Below are 14,704 nucleotides of genomic sequence, written 5' to 3'. Positions count from 1 at the left end.
GGGGCGCAGACGGTACCAGGCCGGGCCATACGGTCAGCTCCCGTCCCGACCGGCAGTACCGGTCCCGTTCGAGCGCGGGCTGTCGACGCTGCGGCCCTCGCCGTGCGAGGCGGTCGAGGTGCTGCCGCGGAGCGAGTCGGCGCCGTCCTCACCGAATGCGTCTGCGCGCCGGCGCCGCTGGACGGCCGCTCCGCCGGTTGCCTGGGACATGGCCGGTGCGGACACCGCCGCCGCGGCCACCCGCTCGTCCGATGCGGTCTGTCGCCGCAGATACCGCCCCAGCGCCCAGATCGGGAACACCAGCCGGTACAGGTGGTAGTTGATGTAGAAATCGCCGGGGAATCCGGTTCCGGTGAACAGGTCCTCGTCCCAGCCGCCGTCGGGTCGCTGTGTGCGCACCAGCCAGTCGATGCCGCGGCGTACGGCGGGAGAGTCGTGTTCCTCGGCGGCCAGCAGGGCCAGCAGCGCCCACGCGGTCTGCGAGGCGGTGGATTCGCCGCGGCCGACCCATTCCGGCTCCCGATAGGAGCGCAGATCCTCACCCCATCCGCCGTCGGCGTTCTGATGGTTCTCCAGCCAGCGCACCGCCGCGCGGATCGTCGTCGACCGCGGGCTCGTGCCTGCCGCGACCAGCGCCGGTACCGCCGCGCCCGTGCCGTAGACGTGGTTGGCGCCCCAGCGTCCGAACCAGGAGCCGTCGGACTCCTGATGATCGAGCAGCCAGCGCACGCCGCGCCGGCATGCGCGATCACCGCTGCGGCCGACCACAGCCAGCATCTCCACCACGTGCGCGGTCACATCGGCCGAGGGCGGATCGGTGACGGCGCCGAAATCGCAGAACGGCAGTTTCGTCGGCAGGATCGAGGTGTTGTCGGCGTCGAAGGCGCCCCACCCGCCGTCGGCGGACTGCATGCCGACCGTCCAGCGCACCGCGCGTTCGATCGCGGTATCCAGTGCACGGCGGTCCGGATGCGAAACCTGATGCAGCGCAATGACGATCTCGGCCGTGTCGTCGGTGTCCGGGTAGACGTCGTTGGCGAATTCGAACGCCCAGCCGCCGGGTTCCAGATGCGGCCGGCGCACCTGCCAGTCGCCGCCGGCGGTGATCTGCTCACCCAGCAGCCAGTCGGTGGCCCGCAGCACCGCCGGATCGTCCGGCGCCACCCCGCCGTCCAGCAGCGCGGCGGTCGCCAATGCGGTATCCCACACCGGTGACTGGCAGGCTTCGAGCCGCCGTATCTCGCCCTCCGGTGTCTGTTCGCGGACGACGAATCCGTCCAGGCCCGCGATGCCCGCCCGCATCGCCGGATGATCGAGCGGATAGCCCAGAAGGTGCAGGGCCAGTAGCGAATACACCCACGGCGGCTGAATTCCGCCCCAGCCGCCGTCGGCCTCCTGGCGGGCCAGAATCCACTCCGCGGCGTGCCGCATCGCCACATCGCGCAGCGGATTCAGCGGCAGTCGCGCGTAGGTGTGCAGCACCGTGTCGACCCGCTGGAACACTCCGGCCAGGGAGGTGAGGGGCGCGCGGCGGGCCCGGGGCGCGCCGGTCCGCAATTCGTCGATGCCGAACGGCAGCGGGCGGCACGGCCGCAGTGTGGCCACCACGGTCAACGGCACCACGGTCTGGCGGGCCCAGCATCCCCAGTCGTAGATGTTGAGCGGAAACCAGGACGGGAACAGCACGAGCTCCGGTGGCAGATTCGGCAGATCGTCCCAGGACCACAACCCGAACAGCGCCAACCAGATTCGGGTGAAGACCCGCGACGCCTCGATCCCGCCTTCGGCGCGCACGAAGTCGGCGGCGGCGCGCATATGCGGTGCGGCGGGGTCGTCGCCGGCCAGCCGCAGGGCCACCCACGCCTCGGCGGTGGTCGACAGGTCGCCGGGTCCGCCGTGGAAGGTCGCCCACGTCCCGTCGGCGCGCTGCTGTGATCGGATCCAGCGCGCCGCCGGCTCGGTCACGTCCGGGGTGGAGATGCCGAGGAACTCCCGCAGCAGCAGATCTTCGGCGTCCATCGTCACATTGGTCGCCAATTCGCCTTTCCACCAGCCCTGTTCGTGCTGGGACGAGCGCAGCAGCCGCACCGCCGCGTCGGTGGCGGCGCGGACCACGCTCAGTTCGTCGGCGCCAGGCGCCGGATCGACTGCTGCCCGCCAGTTCGCTGCCGCATTGCCGGTGTGGGTGACTGTCATTCCTATGCACTCCGTTCCACGATGAAATCCGCCAGGTCGCAGAGCTCCCGGCGGTATTCGGGGGTCAGGGTGACCGTGGTGAGGGCCTGCTGGGCGGTGCGCACCCGCCGCCGGGCCTCGGCCCGTGCCCAGCGCCGGCCACCGGCGGTCTCGACCATGTCGGCGGCGGCCCGCAGATCGTGCTCGCTCGGTTCGCCCGATTGCGCCAGCCACTGCGCCAGCGCTTGCCCGGCCGGGCGGCCGGATTCCAGGCACCAGGTGACCGGCAGCGACTTCTTGCGCGAGCGCAGATCCGAGAACACCGGTTTGCCGGTCACCGCCGGATCGCCCCAGATGCCGAGCAGATCGTCGACGAGCTGGAAGGCGAGGCCGATGTTGTCGCCGTAGGCCTGCAGCGCCGCGACCGTCGCCGGTGGCGCCCCGGCCAGGACGCCGCCGACCGCGGCACTCGCCGAGAGCAGCGCCGCGGTCTTGCCCATGGCCATGCGGATACATTCGGCCAGGCCCACGTCGTTGCGATGTTCGAAGTCGACGTCGGCGGCCTGGCCGATGATCAGCTCCTGAGTCGCCTTCCCGACCAGCCGGGCCGCCGCCATCGCATGCGGGGAGCCGGAATCGAGCAGCACCTCGTGCGACAGCGAGAGCATCGCGTCGCCGGCCAGCACCGCGACCGCATCTCCCCACACCGCCCACACCGTCGGGCGATGCCGGCGGGTGGCGTCGCGATCCATCAGGTCGTCGTGTACGAGCGAGAAGTTGTGCACGAGTTCGACCGCCACCGCACCGGGGATTCCGCAGAGTCCGTCGCCGCCGGCGGCGTGGGCGGCGAGCATGGTCAGCCGCGACCGCACCGATTTGCCGCTGTCGGCGACGACCGGGCGGCCGTGTTCGTCGCAGAAGCCGAGGTGATAGGCGACCACCGGCCGGATCGCGTCGTCGAGCCGTCCGACGGCGTCGGACAGCGCCGACCGGACGGCATGACCGTCGGCATCGACCGTGGACAGGGTTGTCACCGTCATCTGATCACCTCCGATATCCGCGTGCGAGGTTCGGGCGTACCGGTGCGCTCGGCGGCACCGGCGCGGGGACGGGGCCCCGCCAGATGCGAAATGACTTCGGCCGCAGCGGCTTCCCCGCTGCGCACGGCGCCCTCCATGGTCGCGGGCCAGCCGGTGTCGGTCCACGCGCCGGCCAGCGCCAGGCCGGGCAATGCGGTGGCCGCGGGCGGACGCAGCCGCGCGCTGCCCGGCGCGGGCCGGAACGTCGCATGGCGTTCGCGAGTGACGAAGAAGTCGGCCACCTGTGCCGTACGAGCGGCGGGCAGCAGCTGTTCGAGGGCGGGCAGGAATTCCCGGCGCAGCTCGGCGACCGGGCGATCGACGAAGGCGTCGGCGGCGGAGACGGAGACGGCCAGATACTGCGCGCCGGCGGGAAGCGGGCTCGCTGCTCCCGCCGGGCGAGGGTTGTCGGTCGCAGCCGCGCCGCGGGGGTCTGCCTCGGTGCGCAACCCGGATGCATCGGTCCGGTCGAACACCCACTGCACGACCGTGCCGACACCCGCTCGCAGCGGTTCGTCCATCACCTGCCGGTCGTAGATCACATGGATGTTGACGATCGGCGAACTTCCCAGGGCCGCAGGCCAATTCGCGGGCAGATCCATCGCCTCGGCGGGCAGCAGCGCCTGCGCCGCCGTCGGGGGCACCGCCGAGACGACCGCGTCGGCGGCATATTCGCTGTCGCCGGTGTGCACCGACCAGCCGGCCCCGACCCGGCGGACGGCCGTGACCTTCTGGTGGATCACCGTCGCGCCCGCCGCGGTGAGCGTCGCCTGTCCGGCGTCGCCGTGCAACTGGCGCAACGGGATACGCGACCAGCCGATATCCGCCGCGTCCGAGTCGGTGAGCAAGCCGACCTGGAATACGGTGGCGGCCAATGCCAGCGATACGTCGTCGGCCCGGGCGTTGAGGGTGGCGATGCCGACCAGATCCCACAGGCTGTCGACGGCGTCGCGATCCTGACCGTGCGCACGCAACCAGTCGCCGAAACTCGTTGCGTCCGTGCGGGGGTCGGTGGTGTCGACGGCTCGCAGTGCCAGCGCGGCCCGGACGAACCGTAGCCGCGCGCCCGGCGACAACCAGGGGTAACGCAGGAGCGCCCAGCTCAGATGCAGCGGCGCCGGCAGCGGCAACCGCCGCAACCTGCCCACCCGTCCGCCGCCGGATACCGGGATGTCGAGGCGCGGTTGCAGCCGGACCGCATCGCGCATGCCGAGCCGATCCAGCAGCGCGAGATAGCGGTCGCAGCAGCGCAGGAATACGTGCTGGCCGTTGTCGATCCACAGCTCACCACGGAGGAACGAATGCGTCAGCCCGCCCAGCCAGGGCCGGGATTCGAACAGCCGCACCGCATATCCGGCGTCCGCGCAGCGCAGGGCCGCGGTCATCCCCGCGAGCCCACCGCCCACCACGGCCACCCGCGCCGTCATCGCGGGCCCCACCCGAATGTGGTCATCGAATACTGCAGTAGCGCGCCGGAGGCGACGCGCGTCTTCTCCCGTCCGCTCAACGACAGCCGCCGGTCGTAGACGGCCACCGGATTGGCGCGGATGCGCTCGTTGAGCCGCCGGTAGATACCCGCCATCGCCGCACAGCAGGCGGCACTGCGGCCGTCCAGATGCGGAATCAGGCGCAACCCCAGGCAGTACCAGTTCTCGGCGCGCTCGGCGCCGGTGCGGATCAGCGCGGCCAGTCCGCCGTTGGGATCGTCGAGCGCCCCACCGGCGTCGAGTTCCAGCTGGACGCCGAAGCGCCGCAGTTCGTCCCGGGGCAGATAGACGCGGCCGTTGCCGAGATCCTCGCGGATATCGCGCAGAATGTTGGTCTGCTGCAACGCGATCCCGAGCTGATCGGCGTACAGCGGCGCGCACGGATCGCCGCCGGAGCCGAAGATCGACAGGCACAAGCGGCCCACCGCCCCGGCCACGCAGCGGCAGTAGTGGGTCAGCTCGTCGAAATCGGTGTAGGTGACGCCGTCGACATCGGCCTGCACCCCGTCGATCAGTTCGCCGAACGCGCCCAGTGGCACCGGATAGCGCCGAGCGGTGTCGGCGACGGCGAACAGCACCGGATCATCGGTTCCGGCGCCGCCGGTGACCTTGTCCAATTCCTTGCGCAACAGGGTCAGCGCCTCGGTTTTGGCGGCCGGTTCGCCCTGCTCGTCGCCGATATCGTCGATGCGCCGTGCCAGCGCGTAGAGCGCGCACAGCGCCGAGCGCTTCTCCGGGGGGAGCAGCCGGATGCCGTAGTAGAAGTTCTTGGCCTCGGTGCGGGTGATCCGTTCACAGGTGTCATAGGCCGCCGCCGTGGTCGTCCCGGTCGCGATAGTGCTCACTGCGGCACCACCGTGGCCTTGCCGAGCAGCGTGACCATCGAGGCCACGGTGTCGACGTGCCGGGGCCGCACCGGCTGGCTCCACACGTCGCCCTCGGCCACGCGCAGCGCCCGCGCGGTCGCGCAGCCGCCCGCGAGATATCCCGAGACCGCGAGCCGGGCCCATCCGGTGAGCCGGGCGACCAGCGGAGCGCCTTCGCCGAGCATCGCTTCGCAGCGTTCGACCTGGGTGAGCACCACCGTCCGGCACGCCGGATCATCCGGTCCGCCGTTGGCCAGCGCCGCTTCCGCCACCCCGGCCGCGGCCAGATCGTCCTGCGGCAGATAGACGCGCCCGGCCGCGTAGTCCTCGGCCACGTCCTGGCAGTGCTCGAGTACCTGCAGGGCCGAGCACACCCGGTCCGACAGTGCCACCGTGTCCGGCGTGGACTGGTCGAAGACCGCCAGCACCAAGCGGCCCACCGGATTCGCCGACAGCCGGCAGTAGCCGAGCAGATCCTCGAAGGTGGCGTAGCGGCCGACGCGCTGATCGAGCAGATTCGCCTCGATCAGTTCCTGGAACGCCTCCTGCGGCAGATCGCACGCCGCCACGGTGGGGGCCAGCATCTGCAGCACCGGATCGTCGGGTGTGCGACCCTGGTAGAGACCGGCGAGGTCGGCGCGCAGCGTCAGCAGGTGCGACACACGATCGCCGGGGGCTGCGTCGCCGACCTGGTCGATTAACCTGGTGGCTGCGTAGACCGCGTGCAGGTGCCGGCGTGGTTCGCGCGGCAACCACCGCAGCGCGACGGGAAAGTTCTCTTCCTTTTCACGGGCCCGCAGCCAGCGGGCCGGGGCTGTCGCTGCGTCCATGATTCGATGGTGAACGCAACACAGGGCTCAAATCTTCAACCGTTGAAGTGATTCCGGTTGGCGTTTTTTGTATCCGGAAGATAATCGAGTCGGAGAGGACTCGAATGAGCGATTCCCATAATGAAATTCCGATAACACCGGAGGCATTGGAGCAGCTTTCGGAGGAACTCGACGCTAGGATGCCCGATCTTCTGGACGAGGTCCGTGACCTGCTCGCCGCCGAGTGGCCCGACTACGCGCGCTATCTCGACGACCATCGTCCCGAGGTGGCCGAGGTCGGCGTGCTGTTCGTCCATCGGCTGCTGCACTTGGCCGAACACGGCCCGCGCACAGGAGTTTCCGCTGGTGAGGGCGTTCCGCCACCGACGCAGCTGGTTTTCGAACAGGTCGGCCGCCAGCAACTGCAGGACGGCGCGGACCTGTCCGATCTGCTCGGCGCGTACCAGGTCGGCGCCCGCGCGGCCTGGCATCACGTCGCGGAAACGGCGCTGAAACTCGACCTGGGGCCGGAGGTGCTCGCGGTGCTGGCGGAGGCCGTTTTCGCCTTCGTCGACGAATTCTCCGCGGCCTCCGCGCACGGTTATGTGCTCGAACAATCCGCGTCCAGCGCGGCCCGGGAACGCCATCGCGAGGAATTGGCGGAAATGTTGCTTTCCGGGCGTTCCGACACCATCGGAATCCGGCTGGCCGCCGAGCGCGCGGGCTGGCAATTGCCCCCCGAGGTCGCGGTGGTGCTCGCCGATCCGGCCGATGCGCGCTCCTGCGGGGTAGTGGAACATCTCGGCGGTCACTGCCTGCCGATCCGGCGCGACGACGCGGTCGGGGCGATCGTGCCCAGTCCGATGCTGGGCGGGCGGATCACGCGGCTCGTCGCCGCGCTACGGGGCTGCGACGCGGTGATCGGTCATCCGCTCACGCTGGACCTGCTGCCGACCGGTATGCGGATCGCTCGCACCGCGCTGCGATTGCGCAAGGCGGGTGTGCTGTCCGGATCGCCGGTCGTGGTCGCCGAGGAACTCGACACCATCATCGCCAATCGCGACGAATGGCTGCTGGAAACGCTGCGAGCCCAAGTGCTGCAACCACTTCGGGAGCTGCCCGACGGTAAGCGCGACCGGCTGGTCGAAACGCTGCGCAGCTGGCTGTGGAACATGGGCGACCGGCACGCGGTCGCCGACGATCTGCACATCCACCCGCAGACCGTGCGTTACCGCATGGACCGGCTGCACGATCTGCTCGGAGAGCGCCTGAATTCGCCGCGCGAGCGGGCCCGCATGTATCTGGCGCTGGTCTGGGATCAGCCGCACGGACGAGCGGGTTGAGTACGCGAGTTCTCAGCCGATCAGCGCGTGCGCGACGGCATAGCCGAGCAGTGCGGCACCCAGTCCGGCGATCACGCTGATCACCACATTCATCGCGGCGTAGAACACGGCGCGCTGTTCGAGCAGCCGGACCGTCTCATAGCCGAAGGTGCTGTAGGTGGTGAGCGCCCCGCAGAATCCGGTGCCGGCGAACGCCAGCACCGGGCTGCCGGCCGCACCACCGGTGAGCGCGCCCAGAATGAGGCAGCCGACGATGTTGACCGTCAGCGTGCCCCACGGAAACAGGCTGTCGTGGCGTGCCTGAACGAAGCGATCGGTGAGATAGCGGGCCGGGGCACCGAGCACCGCACCGGCGAAAACCAGGACGACGGTCACCGCGCCTCCCCTCGAATCACCTTGCGAAGCACCGTCATTCGCGTCACCGTCACCCCGGCGAGCACCGCGAGCAGCGCGCTCAACAACGTCGCGGCCAGATAGACGAACGCCGTCACGGCCGAACCGGGCTGCAGCAGATTGCGGATCTCGACGGCGTAGGTGGAGAAGGTGGTGAACCCGCCCAGAAATCCGACTCCGAGGAACGGCCGCACCAGTCGATGCGCCGACCACACTTCGGTGATCAGGACCATCAGCACGCCGATGGCCAGGCAGCCGAGGACGTTCTCGGTGAAGGTGCCCCAGGGGAACTGCCCGGGGCGGGTCGGCAGCAGCTGGGTCAGGCCGTAGCGGGCCAGACCGCCCAATCCGCCACCCAGCCCGATCACCGCCAGCACGGCGCCGTGTTCGCGCAGCAGTTCGCGCCGCTGGGACGGGACGTGCAGATCGATATCGGGATCGACCGGCCGGTCGGCGGATGCGCCGGGCCGGGGCTCCTCGCGGCGTAGTTCGGTCAACGACGGACTCCTACTCGAACACGGACATGGCGGTACCTCGAGTAGGGACTGTTGGCGATCGTCCGATCACGGTTGCTCCGGCGGCTGCGCCGAAGTGGCGAGCCCCACCGCCACGTCGGACAGAATAGCGAATCCGGCCGGACTCGCTCACACCCGCGATACCGGCGTACCTCCGGTGTCGGTGACCAGCGGCGCCAGCGCGGAGGACCGCATCCGCGTCACCACCGCGCTGGCCGGGCGGGCCAGCAGCAGACTGACGGCCGCGGCGACCGGAATGGCCAGGATCGCCGAGGCCACGACGTCGTGCGGATAATGACCGCCGACGTAGACCCGGCTGAAGGCCAGGACGACCGCCAAGACCGCCGTGATCCAGCCCAGCCGCCGATCCAGCAGATACAGCGCCGCGACGGTCGCCGCGGCGGTGGTGGTGTGGCCGCTGGGGAACGAATAGTCGCTCGGCACCGGGCACGTCTCGATGATGTAGGCGGTCGGCACGCCCCGGCACGGGCGCGGTTCGGCGACGATCACCTTCACCACCTCGGCGACCAGATAGGCGATCACCACGCTCACCGGAGCCAGCAGCGCCAGCGCCATCGACCGGTCGTCGCGGCGGCGGGCCTGCCACCAGCCGATCACCATCAGCACCGCGAACACCGCCAGGCCGGCATCGGTCAACCACAGCATCGTGTCGTTGAGCCACCGGGTGTGGTCGGCGAAATCGGTGATGGTGGTGAACAGCGGCCGATCGAATCCAGGGCCACCGGATGCCATCGGGGCCGGGGAGGGGGTCGTCAACGCATATCCGATCTGGTCTGCCCGGGACGCCGGGGGAGGATGGGAAACGTACTGCGATCATTTCTACCGTGTTCGCCCGGTGGGCACGGTTTCGACCACTGCCGTCGACCTCCGCGTCACCTCGATCGCGTACCTGGCCGCTGTGGATTGCGGCGGATGCCGGACCGCCTCGACCGGTGCCATACGCTGGCCGCATGACCGAGTCTGCTCCCACCGCGCTGCGCATCGGCTACGTCCCGGGCGTCACCGTCGCCAAGTGGGCGCGGGTGTGGGCCGAACGCTTCCCCGACGTCCCGCTCGACGTGATCGCGGTGCCGCAGGCCCAGCAGCGCGAGGCGCTGGCGCAGGGACGGGTCGACATGTGCTTCGTCCGGTTGCCGATCGAACGCGAAGGGCTGCACGCGATTCCGCTCTACCACGAGGTCGCGGTGGCGGTGGTGCCCAAGGATCATCCGATCGGACTGTTCGACGAGGTGAGTCTGGCCGATCTGGACGGCGAGCGGATGCAGGACGCGACCGATCTCGACGCCGTGGGCGACACCGTCGAGTTGGTGGCCGCGGTCGGCGGGGCGGCGGTGGTGCCGCAGTCGCTCGCGCGGCTGCATCATCGCCGCGACCTGATCTATCGTCCGCTCACCGATGTCGACCCCACGCAGATCGCCCTGTCCTGGCCGATCGAGGACGCGGTCGAACTCGCCGAGGAATTCATCGGTGTCGTGCGGGGCCGCACCGCACGCAGTTCCCGGACCACCGGTGAACGGGATCGGCGCGGCCGCCAGGAGTCCGGCACGCGCGCCGAAGGTGGTGCGGCACAGCGCGGTAGGAGCCGGGGCGAGAGTGGTGCGAAACCGGCCGCGCGCCGGGGCGGCGCCGCGAAGCCGGGGCGGGCGGGTAAGGCCGGCGGCCCCCGGAAACGACGCGGCCGCTGAGGCGGAACCTCAGCGGCCGGTCGAAACAGGATGGCGCGAAGCGGATTCAGCGCGGCTTGCGCTGGATGATCGAATCGCGGATCAGCACGGCCGCCAGCGCGACGGCGAAACCGATCAGGAAGATGTATCCGGTGTAACCGGTGCCGGAGGTGTGGCCCTGCTGGTTCTCGAACAGCATGGCCAGCAGGATCACGACGACGACCCATCCGGCGATACGGAAGGTGCGCCGCGATTCACCGCTCCAGCCCCAGGCGGCGGAGGGAACCTCGGCGGGATCGACCTTGGTGACGACGCCGGCGCTCTTGGCGGGTTCCAGTTCCGTGGCGGCCACGTTCGCTCCCATCATTTCCGTGTGCGCTGCGGCTCGCGTGCGCGGAGTACGCCGTGAGGTCCGCAGGTCGTGAAGGTATCTGTCGAGAATATGTTTGCATACGACCGGCCGTCGTAGCCAGCGGGGTGACGTCCGCGGCGATTCACCGTGGACAATGAGTGCGTGTCCGACATCGTGAAAGTTCTGCTGCTGGGCAGCACCGGCTCCATCGGCACCCAGGCATTGGAGGTCGTCGCCGCCAATCCGGACCGATTCCAGGTGGTCGGACTGGCCGCGCGCGGCGGCAATACCGACCTGCTGGCCGAGCAGATCCGCGCCACCGGCACCGACAACGTGGCCGTCGCCGATCCGGCCGCGGCTGCGAAACTCGGTGTGGCCCTGGCCGGTCCGGACGCGGCGACCGAACTCGTGCGCCGCACCGACGCCGACGTGGTGCTCAACGCCCTGGTCGGCGCGCTGGGGCTGCGGCCGACGCTCGCGACCCTGGAATCGGGGCGGCGCCTGGCACTGGCCAACAAGGAATCGCTGGTCGCGGGCGGCAGCCTGGTGACGCGGGCCGCCACTCCCGGGCAGATCGTGCCGGTCGACTCCGAACACTCCGCGATGGCGCAATGCCTGCGCGGCGGGCGCGCCGACGAGGTCGCGCGGCTGGTGCTCACCGCCTCCGGCGGCCCGTTCCGGGGCTGGACCGCGGAAATGCTGGAATCGGTGCGCCCCGAGGAGGCCAAGGCCCATCCCACCTGGTCGATGGGTCTGATGAACACCCTCAATTCGGCCACGCTGGTGAACAAGGGCCTCGAACTGATCGAGGCGCACATGCTGTTCGGCATCGACTACGACAAGATCGATGTCACGGTGCATCCGCAGTCGATCGTGCACTCGATGGCGACCTTCACCGACGGCTCCACCCTCGCCCAGGCCAGCCCGCCGGATATGAAACTCCCGATCGCGCTGGCGCTCGGCTGGCCGGACCGGGTCCCCGGCACCCTCGCCCCGATCGACTTCGGCACGGCGTTCACCTGGGAATTCGAACCGGTCGACACCGTAGTCTTCCCCGCGGTCGAACTGGCTCGCGCGGCGGGTAAGGCCGGCGGCAGCGTCACCGCGGTCTACAACGCGGCCAACGAGATCGCGGTCCAGGCCTTCCTCGACGGTGCGCTCCGATTCCCGGATATCGTGCGCACGGTCGCGCGGGTGGTCGAGTCGGCCGACCGCTGGGCCGCGGAACCCAGTACCTTGGACGAGGTGCTCGCGGCGGATGCGTGGGCGCGACAGCGTGCGCGCACGCTCGTGAGCAACTGATTCAGGAGGGTTCCATACCGCATGGGCTTCGCGATCGGATTCGTGCTGTTCGCCCTCGGCATCACGGTATCGGTGGCGCTACACGAATGTGGCCACATGTGGGCGGCGCAGGCCACCGGCATGCAGGTGCGCCGCTACTTCGTCGGCTTCGGGCCGAAGGTGTTCTCCTTCCGCCGCGGTGAGACCGAATACGGCCTCAAGGCGCTGCCGCTGGGCGGTTTCTGCGATATCGCGGGCATGACCGCGCTGGACGAGGTACCACCCGAGGACCTGCATCGCGCGATGTACCGGCAGGCCACCTGGAAGCGCCTGGTGGTGATGTTCGGCGGCATCGCGATGAACTTCATCCTGGGCTTCCTGCTGATCATGCTGCTCGCGGTGGCCTGGGGGCTGCCGCGGCTGGATTCGCCGCCGGCCACCCAGATCTACCCGGCCGGTTGTGTGCCCGCACAGAACCCCGACGGGTCGACGCAGAAGTGCACCGGCCCCGGCCCGGCCGAACGCGCCGGACTGCAGCGCGGCGACCTGGTGACCGCGATCGACGGCAAGCCCGTCAAGACCTGGGACGACTTCCGCTCGATTACCGAGAAGGCGAGCGGCCCGGTCGTCTACACCGTGAAGCGTGACGATCGGACGCTGCAGATTCCGGTGACCCCGGAGCGGGTGGCGACCTATCCGCTGAAGTCCACGGACAGTTCCGAGCGGGTCACCACGCCGGTGTACGTGAGTAAAGTCGGTGTGGCACAGGACTTCTACCTGCCGGTCAAACACAACATCGTCTCCGCGGTGCCGGCGTCGGTCGCCTTCACCGGTGACATGTTCGGCCGCACCTTCGCCTCGCTGGCGCAGATGCCGAGCAAGGTGGTCAGCCTGTGGCACGCGGTCACCGGCGGCCAGCGCGATGCCGACACTCCCGTCAGCGTCTACGGTGCCAGCAAGATCGGCGGCGAAACCGCCGAACACGGGCTGTGGGGTGCGTTCGTGCTGGTGCTGGCCAGCCTGAACTTCTTCCTCGGCGCGTTCAACCTGCTGCCGCTGCTGCCGCTGGACGGCGGCCATATCGCGGTGGTGATCTTCGAGAAGCTGCGCAACATGTGGCGCAACCGCAAGGGCCTGCCCAACGGCGCTCCGGTCGACTACATGAAGCTGCTACCAGCCACCTACATCGTGGTGGTGATCGGCGGTGCGTACATGATCCTCACCCTGGTCGCCGACATCGTGAACCCGATCAAGCTGTTCCCGTAGCGAATTCGGCGTGCGCGCGGCCGATCGCCAGATCGCGCAGGCGCATCCAGTCCAGAGCCGGTGCGGCCGGGCGTATTCCGGGGCGATTCCGCGGCACCCGCACGCGCAGGGCGCCCGGTTCGACGGCACATCGCACCGGCGTGTCGAGCAGCAGCGATTCTCCGTCGACGCCCACGGGGATCGATGCGCCACCGGCCTCGACGACGACGACGGCGGACGCGGTCTGCTGCGTCAGGCCGCGACTGTGCGTGCGGCGGATCAGACCCACGGCCGAGCGGGTATCCGAGACCGAGACCGTGACCGCCCCGAGCACGCCGCGGTCGAGGCGGTCGCGGCGGCTCAGCCCGGCGAGATCGCTGGTGCCGTAGGGGTTGTTGCTCACCAGCACCGCTTGCGGGCCGATCACCGTGGTGGCGCCGATATGAGCGATCAACCGGGTTCCGCTGTGGCCGGCGAGCAGATCGGGGAGCAGGCGCAGGACGGTCGCGGTCTTGTCGTCGCGGTAGGCGGGGCTGCGCACGATTTCGGCGTAGACGCCGAACGAGGCGTTGTTGACGAACGGTCGGCCGTTGATGCGGCCCAGGTCGACGCGCATCTCCACACCGTCGCGCAAGGCGTCGAGCCCGGTCGCCGGATCGGCGCCGCCGAGCCCGAGGTCCAGCGCGAAATGGTTGCGGGTGCCCGCGCTGAGCACCAGGAACGGCAGGTCGTGGGCGGCCGCGACATCCGCCACGAGGGCTTGGGTTCCGTCGCCGCCCGCGACGCCCAGCAGATCCGCGCCGCGTTCGACGGCCTCGCGGGCCAAGGCGGCCACATCGACGCTGCCCTCCAGCAGGACGACCTCCGCGCCGAGTTCCTCGGCCCGGCGCCGGAGATCGAATTTCGCGACCTTCCCGCCGCCGGATCGCGGATTCATGATCAGGAACGGTCGCCGCGGTGGCGGCGCGGCGTATTCGACCGCGGTTGTGTACGTGACGATGGGGCGCAGCGCACGGTGGGCGGACACCACGGCGGCCAGGGCTGCCGCGCCCGTCAGCAGTACCACCCACAGCAGGCCGGCGCGCACGAACATCACGAGCACCACGATCGGCGTCGCGACCGCCACCGCCGCCGACAACCAGCGCAGGACGCCGCGCGCGCTCACGAACCAGTACAGCGCCGCCACGGTCACCACCATGCCGCCGGCGCCGATGATCAGCACCACGAGAGTGCCCAGGAGTCCGGCGAACACCACCGGCACCACGACCGTCACCGCGGCGAAGACGAATGCGGCTCGCGCCCAGCGATTTCGGCCACGCAGGTCTTGACGACCGTTCGCGGTGCCGGTCGCTGCACGGTGTGTGTCCGGCCGGTCGGGGGTGTGATCCATGGCGTGCCTCGTCCCGGAGTTCAGGTGTCGGCCGGGTGGCCGGATCGGTGCCGGAAGGGTCCAGGCCGGTGATCGGCTCGGCGA

Annotated in this window: 14 protein-coding genes; 4 read left to right on the top strand and 10 right to left on the bottom strand. The window is 69.9% G+C overall.

Annotation, left to right across the window (positions count from 1 at the left end; translation table 11 throughout):
• Positions 1–33: 33 nt before the first annotated feature.
• Genes shc through hpnC form a run of 5 tightly spaced genes read right to left on the bottom strand, consistent with a single transcriptional unit; the run spans position 34 to position 6,437 of the window.
• The gene (gene shc / locus C8258_RS14040; RefSeq protein WP_106955568.1) at positions 34–2,196 is read right to left on the bottom strand and encodes a squalene--hopene cyclase; all 2,163 of its coding nucleotides are present in this window, start codon (positions 2,194–2,196) and stop codon (positions 34–36) included.
• 2 nt (positions 2,197–2,198) lie between these two features.
• Positions 2,199–3,215, bottom strand: a complete 1,017-nt coding sequence (locus C8258_RS14035; RefSeq protein WP_106955567.1) for a polyprenyl synthetase family protein — start codon at positions 3,213–3,215, stop codon at positions 2,199–2,201.
• On the bottom strand, positions 3,212–4,681 hold the full coding sequence (gene hpnE / locus C8258_RS14030; RefSeq protein ID WP_106955672.1) for a hydroxysqualene dehydroxylase HpnE: 1,470 nt from the start codon (positions 4,679–4,681) through the stop codon (positions 3,212–3,214). The genes C8258_RS14035 and hpnE overlap by 4 nt, the downstream gene beginning before the upstream one ends.
• The gene (gene hpnD, locus C8258_RS14025; RefSeq protein ID WP_233225082.1) at positions 4,678–5,586 is read right to left on the bottom strand and encodes a presqualene diphosphate synthase HpnD; all 909 of its coding nucleotides are present in this window, start codon (positions 5,584–5,586) and stop codon (positions 4,678–4,680) included. The genes hpnE and hpnD overlap by 4 nt, the downstream gene beginning before the upstream one ends.
• Positions 5,583–6,437, bottom strand: a complete 855-nt coding sequence (gene hpnC, locus C8258_RS14020) for a squalene synthase HpnC (RefSeq protein WP_106955566.1) — start codon at positions 6,435–6,437, stop codon at positions 5,583–5,585. The genes hpnD and hpnC overlap by 4 nt, the downstream gene beginning before the upstream one ends.
• 179 nt (positions 6,438–6,616) lie before the next feature.
• On the opposite strand from hpnC, the gene C8258_RS14015 reads away from it, so the two are divergent.
• The gene (locus C8258_RS14015; RefSeq protein WP_199195701.1) at positions 6,617–7,759 is read left to right on the top strand and encodes a CdaR family transcriptional regulator; all 1,143 of its coding nucleotides are present in this window, start codon (positions 6,617–6,619) and stop codon (positions 7,757–7,759) included.
• Positions 7,760–7,771: 12 nt separating this feature from the next.
• Here C8258_RS14015 and crcB (C8258_RS14010) read toward each other — a convergent pair whose 3' ends face one another.
• From crcB (C8258_RS14010) to C8258_RS14000, 3 genes are all read right to left on the bottom strand, one after another.
• A complete protein-coding gene (crcB, locus tag C8258_RS14010; RefSeq protein ID WP_036503547.1) occupies positions 7,772–8,134 on the bottom strand; it encodes a fluoride efflux transporter CrcB in 363 nt (120 codons plus the stop codon).
• Positions 8,131–8,649 carry a fluoride efflux transporter CrcB gene (crcB, locus tag C8258_RS14005; RefSeq protein ID WP_036503544.1) on the bottom strand — a complete coding sequence of 173 codons (519 nt, stop codon included), beginning with the start codon at positions 8,647–8,649 and terminating at the stop codon, positions 8,131–8,133. The genes crcB (C8258_RS14010) and crcB (C8258_RS14005) overlap by 4 nt, the downstream gene beginning before the upstream one ends.
• 147 nt (positions 8,650–8,796) lie before the next feature.
• Positions 8,797–9,444 (bottom strand): phosphatase PAP2 family protein, encoded by a 648-nt coding sequence (locus C8258_RS14000; RefSeq protein WP_199195700.1) that lies wholly within the window; start codon positions 9,442–9,444, stop codon positions 8,797–8,799.
• 194 nt (positions 9,445–9,638) lie between these two features.
• Here C8258_RS14000 and C8258_RS13995 point away from each other — a divergent pair, with 194 nt between their 5' ends.
• The gene (locus tag C8258_RS13995; protein WP_106955563.1) at positions 9,639–10,373 is read left to right on the top strand and encodes a LysR substrate-binding domain-containing protein; all 735 of its coding nucleotides are present in this window, start codon (positions 9,639–9,641) and stop codon (positions 10,371–10,373) included.
• A 46-nt stretch (positions 10,374–10,419) separates the two neighbouring features.
• On the opposite strand, the gene C8258_RS13990 is transcribed toward C8258_RS13995, so the two are convergent.
• Positions 10,420–10,704: a DUF2631 domain-containing protein gene (locus C8258_RS13990; protein ID WP_086007267.1), complete on the bottom strand. Its 285-nt coding sequence runs from the start codon at positions 10,702–10,704 to the stop codon at positions 10,420–10,422.
• A gap of 162 nt (positions 10,705–10,866) precedes the next feature.
• Between C8258_RS13990 and dxr the strand changes: the two genes are divergently transcribed.
• Both dxr and C8258_RS13980 read left to right on the top strand, forming a co-directional pair.
• Positions 10,867–12,006, top strand: a complete 1,140-nt coding sequence (gene dxr / locus C8258_RS13985; RefSeq protein WP_106955670.1) for a 1-deoxy-D-xylulose-5-phosphate reductoisomerase — start codon at positions 10,867–10,869, stop codon at positions 12,004–12,006.
• A gap of 21 nt (positions 12,007–12,027) precedes the next feature.
• Positions 12,028–13,251 (top strand): RIP metalloprotease, encoded by a 1,224-nt coding sequence (locus C8258_RS13980; RefSeq protein ID WP_106955562.1) that lies wholly within the window; start codon positions 12,028–12,030, stop codon positions 13,249–13,251.
• Here C8258_RS13980 and C8258_RS13975 read toward each other — a convergent pair.
• A complete protein-coding gene (locus C8258_RS13975; protein WP_106955561.1) occupies positions 13,235–14,620 on the bottom strand; it encodes a diacylglycerol kinase family protein in 1,386 nt (461 codons plus the stop codon). The two genes, C8258_RS13980 and C8258_RS13975, sit on opposite strands and share 17 nt — an antisense overlap.
• Between the last annotated feature and the right edge of the window lie 84 nt (positions 14,621–14,704).

Origin of the sequence: Nocardia sp. MDA0666, assembly GCF_003023875.1 — a bacterium.
Classification (GTDB): domain Bacteria; phylum Actinomycetota; class Actinomycetes; order Mycobacteriales; family Mycobacteriaceae; genus Nocardia; species Nocardia aobensis.
The sequence above is the reverse complement of the archived record's forward strand: the minus strand, read 5'-3'. Positions and strand labels throughout refer to the sequence as shown.

Bases quoted from the DNA above. Each gene is read 5' to 3' on its own strand.
- hpnE (WP_106955672.1), bottom strand. From the start codon at position 4,681: ATGACGGCGCGGGTGGCCGTGGTGGGCGGTGGGCTCGCGGGGATGACC.
- hpnC (WP_106955566.1), bottom strand. From the start codon at position 6,437: ATGGACGCAGCGACAGCCCCGGCCCGCTGGCTGCGGGCCCGTGAAAAG.
- C8258_RS13975 (WP_106955561.1), bottom strand. From the start codon at position 14,620: ATGGATCACACCCCCGACCGGCCGGACACACACCGTGCAGCGACCGGC.
- C8258_RS14035 (WP_106955567.1), bottom strand. From the start codon at position 3,215: ATGACGGTGACAACCCTGTCCACGGTCGATGCCGACGGTCATGCCGTC.
- shc (WP_106955568.1), bottom strand. From the start codon at position 2,196: ATGACAGTCACCCACACCGGCAATGCGGCAGCGAACTGGCGGGCAGCA.
- C8258_RS13995 (WP_106955563.1), top strand. From the start codon at position 9,639: ATGACCGAGTCTGCTCCCACCGCGCTGCGCATCGGCTACGTCCCGGGC.
- C8258_RS14015 (WP_199195701.1), top strand. From the start codon at position 6,617: ATGCCCGATCTTCTGGACGAGGTCCGTGACCTGCTCGCCGCCGAGTGG.
- C8258_RS13980 (WP_106955562.1), top strand. From the start codon at position 12,028: ATGGGCTTCGCGATCGGATTCGTGCTGTTCGCCCTCGGCATCACGGTA.